Source organism: Microcystis sp. M169S2 (genome assembly GCF_020245865.1).
GTDB classification, from domain to species: domain Bacteria; phylum Cyanobacteriota; class Cyanobacteriia; order Cyanobacteriales; family Microcystaceae; genus Microcystis; species Microcystis ichthyoblabe_A.
Window position 1 is genome coordinate 1 of sequence record NZ_JADBUB010000132.1, and the last position, 7,221, is coordinate 7,221.

7 protein-coding genes and 2 pseudogenes are annotated in these 7,221 nt (G+C 42.8%); 7 read left to right on the top strand and 2 right to left on the bottom strand.

Annotated elements, in window-relative coordinates:
• The first annotated feature begins 565 nt into the window (after positions 1-565).
• Entirely contained in the window at positions 566-1,078 is a 513-nt protein-coding gene (locus tag IM485_RS13765; protein ID WP_104395246.1) for a dihem cytochrome c family protein, read from the top strand.
• A 75-nt stretch (positions 1,079-1,153) separates the two neighbouring features.
• Here IM485_RS13765 and IM485_RS13770 read toward each other — a convergent pair whose 3' ends face one another.
• On the bottom strand, positions 1,154-2,017 hold the full coding sequence (locus IM485_RS13770; RefSeq protein ID WP_287743765.1) for a helix-turn-helix domain-containing protein: 864 nt from the start codon (positions 2,015-2,017) through the stop codon (positions 1,154-1,156).
• Between the two features lie 671 nt (positions 2,018-2,688).
• On the opposite strand from IM485_RS13770, the gene IM485_RS13775 reads away from it, so the two are divergent.
• A complete protein-coding gene (locus IM485_RS13775) occupies positions 2,689-3,192 on the top strand; it encodes a MogA/MoaB family molybdenum cofactor biosynthesis protein (protein WP_287743773.1) in 504 nt (167 codons plus the stop codon).
• Position 3,193: 1 nt separating this feature from the next.
• Here IM485_RS13775 and IM485_RS13780 read toward each other — a convergent pair whose 3' ends face one another.
• A complete protein-coding gene (locus tag IM485_RS13780) occupies positions 3,194-3,805 on the bottom strand; it encodes a DUF8692 domain-containing protein (protein ID WP_287743768.1) in 612 nt (203 codons plus the stop codon).
• A 134-nt stretch (positions 3,806-3,939) separates the two neighbouring features.
• Between IM485_RS13780 and IM485_RS13785 the strand changes: the two genes are divergently transcribed.
• The 5 genes and pseudogenes from IM485_RS13785 to IM485_RS13805 all read left to right on the top strand — a co-directional run.
• Positions 3,940-4,605: an urease accessory protein UreF gene (locus tag IM485_RS13785; RefSeq protein WP_287743770.1), complete on the top strand. Its 666-nt coding sequence runs from the start codon at positions 3,940-3,942 to the stop codon at positions 4,603-4,605.
• 149 nt (positions 4,606-4,754) lie between these two features.
• Entirely contained in the window at positions 4,755-5,705 is a 951-nt protein-coding gene (locus tag IM485_RS13790) for a glycosyltransferase family 2 protein (RefSeq protein ID WP_104395251.1), read from the top strand.
• Between the two features lie 5 nt (positions 5,706-5,710).
• Positions 5,711-6,301 (top strand): hormogonium polysaccharide biosynthesis acetyltransferase HpsU, encoded by a 591-nt coding sequence (hpsU, locus tag IM485_RS13795; RefSeq protein ID WP_046661380.1) that lies wholly within the window; start codon positions 5,711-5,713, stop codon positions 6,299-6,301.
• 300 nt (positions 6,302-6,601) lie between these two features.
• Positions 6,602-6,825, top strand: a pseudogene (locus IM485_RS13800) (IS1/IS1595 family N-terminal zinc-binding domain-containing protein); the annotation flags it as partial.
• Positions 6,826-6,929: 104 nt separating this feature from the next.
• Positions 6,930-7,160, top strand: a pseudogene (locus tag IM485_RS13805) (IS1 family transposase); the annotation flags it as partial.
• Positions 7,161-7,221: the final 61 nt, after the last annotated feature.

A 7,221-nucleotide genomic window follows, 5' to 3' on the forward strand; every position in this document is an offset into this window, starting at 1 on the left:
CTTCGCCCCTACAGGACACGGGCCGATGAAGACGCAAGGTTTTGAACGAAGATTCTCTCAAAATCTTGCACCTGTGAGAGCAAAACAGAACCCTAAAACCCTTACCTCGTCTATATTTCACATTTATTCAGCAAGCCCTAATTAAATTAAAAATGGATTTTGCCTCTGATCCCCCCTTAGTCCCCCCTTGATAAGGGGGCATCTGATAATTTTTAACGCCTACCTACTTAATTTTTGCTTAGGAAACCGTGAAATACCTATCAAGCAGGACTTTTAGGGCTATTTTGACGTTCGGCGATGACTTCGGCGTGAGCTCAGTCGAACGCTCAGTCGGGCCCCGGAAGAAACTAGAAAATATCAGTATAGACCTCGTTTCCACACATAAACCAGAAGCTCCCAAATACTGATGGGCAGTCAGGAGTTTAAGCTTGTGGAGAGACTGTAATACTCCTTGGGATTCGTCTTAAAAAGCAGGTTTCTGTAAAGCAAGAATCTCCCATCACACAGCTTTGCATTGTGATGGCGAGAGTGTCACAATTGTGTTCAATTACCCGTCATCCCAGTCATGCCTTCCAGCGGTCAAGTGAAATCGATTTTTTTTATTATCCTCTTTCTCCTCAGTATTCTAGGGGGTATTCTACTGGCTTCGCTACTTCAACAACCAGCGATCGCCCAATCTCCCTCCTCGGATACATTGCTGAATCGTTATCAAATTGGAGAGCAAACCTATCTAGAAAATTGTGCCACTTGCCATATTGCCATTCCTCCCAGCATCCTACCGAGTCAAACTTGGAAAAAAATCCTAGAAAATCCTAATTCTCACTATGGTATCCGTTTAAAACCAATTGTCGGCATTACTCAGCGTCTTATCTGGGATTATCTCAGTTATTCTTCCCGCCCTCTTACCGAGACTACTTTTGTTCCCCTCCTAATTGAACAGTCCAGCTATGTAAAGGTTTTGCATCCTAGGGTCAATTTACCCACTCCTCTCGGTCACACCACCTGTGTCACCTGTCATCCCAACGCTTCCCGCTACGATTATAAAACCCTTACCCCCATCTGGGATGATGCAGCCTAATCAGTTATCAGTGATCAGTTTTCAGTTATCAGTTTTGAGATGTGAGTTTTTAGTTCACTGATTACTGATTACTGTTTACTGATCACTGAGAGGGGGTGCAGTCAGGGTGATTTCGCCGATTTGACCAGCTTTACCCATTAATTGGGCAGGGTTTTCGTTAAGAGAGATTTTAACAGCACCAGCATTGCCCGATCGAATATTTAAACTCTTTTGGGCTGTCCAAGTTCGTTTGGTCCCGGGTTGGAGATTGCCTTCATGGACTTTTTTGCCATCGGCAATTACCCTTACCCAAGCGGCCTGTTCAATAGTTACCCGGGCCGAGAGGGGAACTTTTGGCTGAGGAGAAAGGGAAGGAGAGGCTACCAGCGCAGGAGGGACTACCGGTGCGGGGGAACCCACGGGGGAAGGAGAGGGAGTAACAGCAGGGGGGTTAGAGAGAGGGGGACGGAGGAAAAGATAGCCAATACCACAAAATATACCCGCCAGCAAGCCTAGCCAGAGATACATCCCGAAAAAGGTTGATTTAGCTGGTTGGGGGCTAGTTTCTGGGGCTGGTTTTTCTGGTTTCACTCGTTCCGCTTTTGGGGCAGCCGGTTCAGCCTTGGGGATGGGGGTAGCTTTTGTGGGCAGTGTTTTCGGGATAGTTACCTCTTGAGCTAATTGTTCCGCACTAGGAGACAAGCGATCGGCTAAAGCTTTACCATCAATTTTTAGAGCATCACCGTAGCGTTTGATAAATCCCTTGACATAAATTAATTCTGGTAATTTCTCCCAATTCCCCGTTTCCAACGCTTCTAGCATTGGCAATCTAATCATCGTCAGGGCGGCGATATCGTCTATGCTCAGGCCGCTTTCTTCTCGTTTTTGACGTAAATAAGTCCCGATTTCCTTGATTTGTTCGGCTTGTAGGGGACTGAGTTGACTCATAATTCCAGTCATAAGTAGGTAGGCGTTAAAAATTATCAGATCTCCCCGCCTATCGGCACCCCCCTTATCAAGGGGGGATCAAGGGGGGATCGGCACCCCCCTTATCAAGGGGGGATCAAGGGGGGATCGGCACCCCCCTTATCAAGGGGGGCAGGGGGGATCGAACCTAAAATCTATTTTTAATTTAACTATAACCAGCTACTTAATCTATACCAACTTAGATGATAATCTCGATTTTGTTATTTTGGGATAATCTGTTCTCTAGAAGATGCTTTTACCTTGTCACCATTACTGGCGAAAAGGTTCCAAAAACTGGCAAAAATCGGCAATACTTGCCAAAGTTAAGTTTTTTATTCTAGGGTGACTGCACTGACCAGATAATACATACATTTGTTCTTAATGCTTGTTTTTCTCCAACTCTCATCTGATCGCTAATTAGGGCTTGCTGAATAAATCTAAAAACCTTGTTGGATAAGACTTTTAGACCTTTTGTCAATCAAAAAGTACCCGATATGGGAGTGATCAGGGGGAAAATTCCTGGACTTTTTCCCTGAAAATTAGGTAATTGACTACCTCAAAATCGGTAAAACCCTACACCCTACACCCCACACCCGTTCGGCTGAGCTCACGGCCGAAGCCCACACCCTGTCCCCAGGAAAAACTTTTTGCCGCAAACCCCAATTATGACCTTTATTCCCCATCCCGACACCACCCCCCTTCACCTTAGCTGTGCCGTAGTCACGGTGAGCGATACTCGTACCCCAGAGACGGATAGAAGTGGCCAAATAATTCAAGAGTTACTAACTCGATCGGGTCACGATATCGGCCTATACTTAATTATCCCCGATGAACCCTCACAAATTCAAGCAATTTTACCAGAAATTAGCAATCAAAATCAGATAAAAGTCTTAATTCTTAATGGGGGGACGGGTATTGCTCCTAGAGACACTACCTACGATGCTTTAGTACCTTTATTAAGGATTACTTTGCCCGGTTTTGGCGAATTATTTCGTTATCTCAGTTATCAAGAAATTGGCTCTCGTGCCATGGCATCGAGGGCAATAGCTGGGGTTTACCAAAACTTATTAGTCTTTTCTCTACCCGGTTCCACTAATGCCGTTAAATTAGCCCTAGAAAAACTGATTCTTCCCGAAATCTTACATCTGGTTAAACAGATGAATGGATAATTTATTGGGATTTGATCTTGTCTAAAATTTCTTGAAAACATACATCCCAAAAATAGCCAGCCAGATTCACTGCGCTTAACAGTTTGGGAATTCCTTCACTTAGACTAGCAAAACCTTGATTTTTAATCTGGAGAAAATCAATAACAATAGCAAAAGTTAAAAGTGCTAAAGCAATGATTAAAATTTGGTAATAAGTTTGTCCTATTCGCCGCCAAAATGCTAAACCATAAATCAGAATTGCGAGGCCATAAACAGAGATAGTCAAGAATTTGGGAATATTAAAATAGAGGAGAACGATATGAATTCTGAAGATTTCATTGATGGCAAAAAGTCCCGTTATCATACCAGAAAAAAGTAAAAAATTGTCAGAATTATTGAAACTTGTCTTGCGGGACAATAAAGCATAACTAAAAAGGCAAACAATCGGAGGTAAACAACAAAGAAACTGAAAAGAATGGGTTAATAAACCAGCGATCGGATTTGGGGGAGTAGCGGGAGGATAAAACAAAAGACTAGAGGGTAATTTTGCCCGATCAACCCCAGCAATCAAAGCTAAAATCAAGAGGAGAACGACAAGATTTATTTTCAGAAAATGCTGTTCTCGTGAGGACATAAGTATAACAGTTTATAATTGTGGCTATTAATCACGGTATAATTCACAAAGTGCCGCTTTCTACCCGCTCAATCTAAATAACGAAGCACCAAGCATTTCCCTGATTGTGTTAAGGACAATTTTCTCGGTTTTCTATGCTCGATCAAAAAGAACTTTTGTGTTTATTACAATTGGCTAGTCCCATTTTACCCGTCGGGGCCTATAGTTATTCCGAAGGGCTAGAAACCCTCGTCGAAAAGGGGATTATCTCCAATAGTGCCAGCTTAAATGATTGGTTAGAGCGATCGCTTTGTCAAGGCTCGATTCGCTTAGAAGCGGCTGTTTTGCTAAGGGTATATCGTTGTTTTTGTCAAGAAGATTTTACAAAACTTAATTATTGGGACAATTGGTTATCGGCAACGCGGGAAACAGCCGAATTAAGACAACAAAGCTGGCAAATGGGGCGATCGCTGTTAAACTTATTGCGGGAGTTAGCAGCGGACAGAGATAATCTACCAGAACAGGCTAATTATGCCACCGCCTTTGCGATCGGGGCAAGTCATTGGCAAATTGGCGAAGAATTAGCGGTTTTAGGCTATTTACACAGTTGGGCAAGTAATTTAATCAATGCAGGATTGCGTTTAATTCCCCTAGGACAAACCCTAGGACAAGCGCTTCTGCTCGGTTTACAGCCCAGTTTATTAACAGCAACAGCAGATATTATCAGTTTAGCCGATGAGAACCTGAGCAGTTGGAGTTGGGGGCTAAGTTTTGCCAGTATGAACCACGAAACCCAGTATAGTCGTCTATTTCGCAGTTAGAAATTTAGGGAGAAGAGCAGGAGAATGACGGAAAAAAGCAGATAAGGTATAGTATGATTGAAAAAAATCTTAGGTCTTAGTTCTCGCTTTCTGGGTAACTAAGGGTTTTAAGGAAAGGTGCGAACACTCTACCTAGCCACAGTGTACCAATGTTTAGTCAATCAGAAAAAATTCCCGTTTCGGTGTTAATTCCCGCCAAAAACGAGGAATCTAACCTTCCAGCTTGTTTAGAGAGTGTTGCTAGGGCTGATGAGGTGTTTGTCGTCGATTCCCAAAGTAGCGATCGCTCGATCGAAATATCTACAAACTATGGTGCTAATGTAGTCCAATTTCATTTTAATGGTCGTTGGCCGAAAAAGAAAAACTGGTCCCTCGATAATCTGCCTTTTCGCAATGAATGGGTATTAATCGTCGATTGTGATGAGAGAATCACCCCCGAACTATGGGACGAAATTGCCACCGTGATCCAAGATCCCAACTATAACGGTTATTATCTCAATCGTCGCGTCTTCTTCCTCGGACAGTGGATTCGTTATGGTGGCAAGTATCCCGACTGGAATCTGCGCTTATTTAAACATAAGTCGGGCAGATACGAGAATTTAAACACGGAAGATATCCCCAACACGGGAGATAACGAGGTTCACGAACACGTTATCCTCGATGGCAAGGTGGGATATCTGAAAAATGATATGCTGCACATCGATTTCCGCGATATCTATCATTGGTTAGAAAGACATAATCGTTATTCCAACTGGGAGGCGCGAGTTTATTACAATATTCTCACGGGTAATGACGAAAGTGGTACGATCGGAGCGCACCTGTTCGGTGATGCAGTGCAGAGAAAACGTTTTTTAAAGAAAATTTGGGTAAAACTGCCCTTTAAACCGCTACTGCGCTTTATTCTCTTTTATTTTATCCGTCTCGGTTTCTTGGATGGCAAAGCTGGTTACATCTACGGTCGTCTTTTGAGTCAGTACGAATACCAAATAGGGGTTAAATTGTACGAATTACGGAGATTTGGCGGTAAATTAAACGTTAATACCCATACTAATCCTCCGATTAAACCCTCGGAACCTCAACCCGCAGAAATGATTAAATAGGTTTTATGTCCCCAGAAATCCGCACCGATGAGGAAGCGTGGCTAGATCTGCGTACCTACGATCAATCTTGGTTCGATCGCGGTCGTTCTAATCCAATTATCCTACTTTGGTGGTTAGTACAGGGGATTCTTTTCCCCCTCAGTTTGCACCAGATGGACAGCTTTCGCTGCGCTGTTTTGCGGCTATTTGGGGCTAAAATCGGCCTTGGGGTGAAAATTCGCCCGACGGTAAGGGTTACTTATCCTTGGAAAGTGGCGATCGGCGATTATACTTGGATCGGCGATGATGTGGTGATTTATAGTTTAGATAACGTTACCATCGGCAGTCATTGTGTGATTTCTCAAAAATGCTATCTTTGCACTGGCAGTCATGATCCTGGCGATCGCTCTTTTGGCTTAAAAACCACTCCCATCCTCATCGGTAATGGTACATGGATCGCCGCCGATTGTTTCCTGGCTCCGGGGGTAAAAATTGGCTCTAATGTTGTTATTGGGGCAAGAAGTAGCGTATTTGCCGATATTCCCGCTCAAAAGGTCGCTTGGGGCAGCCCATGTCGTCCTCAATACGATAGAAAGATGAATTCTTATAGTAGTTAAGCTAAGAGGCATTTTATCAGAGATTATTGCCGCAAACACGCACCATCCAAAATCAGCGATCGCACTAATCTTGGTAATGATAACGACAGGAAATAACTGTTAGATAATCATCATCTTAATTGGCTAGAATCAGTCTTTAAACCTCTAGCTTGATCATGACTTTTCTGATAAATATCTTTTTCTGGCTCCTGTCTGGCTTACTCAAATATCATACTAAATTCGGTCATTAAAAACTGATTATTTATTCCCCCTTTTACCTCTTGCCTCTCCTGATATGTAGCCTATGCTCAACGGATTTAGTATCAGTCTAGCACCGAACAAAATACCCCCCCTAGTTCACCTCTATTCCCCTGTCCTAATTGTGGTTCTCACCATAGGATTAAGAATGGTTCTATTCATAATGGAAAACTCAAACGTCAATGTAAAGAATGTGGTCACTGAGCCTGTCGAAGTGTGGTCGTCAGTTTGTGATCAATCCCACTAATAAAACCGTCTCTGACGAAACTAAACAATTAAGCTGTTCGTAATTTAAATTGCTTGTTGAGACGAGGCAAGAGGCAAGAGGCAACAGTAAAGGGATTGGGGGAGGTTCGGCTAATCTAAGAATAAGCGGTTTAAATGCGTCTTAGCTTATAAGACAGTGATTCCGAGTAAACGTCATCGACCGGTCGGAAAAGAAACTGGTCAAACTAATCCTATTAAAAGATTAAATAATACCTTTCGACAAAGGATTTCTCGGTTGGTGAGAGAGAGTCTATCTTTCTCTAAAAAAATGGAGAATAGACCTCTTGCAAAAGTCTTAAGTCGATCCTTTTACAGCAACATTTTTGAAGATTATCAACTACTAATAAATAATTAACTGAAAGTCCCTCCCATTATTGTTTCTATCGTTTGTTTTCGGATTTATGCAAGAGGTCTAA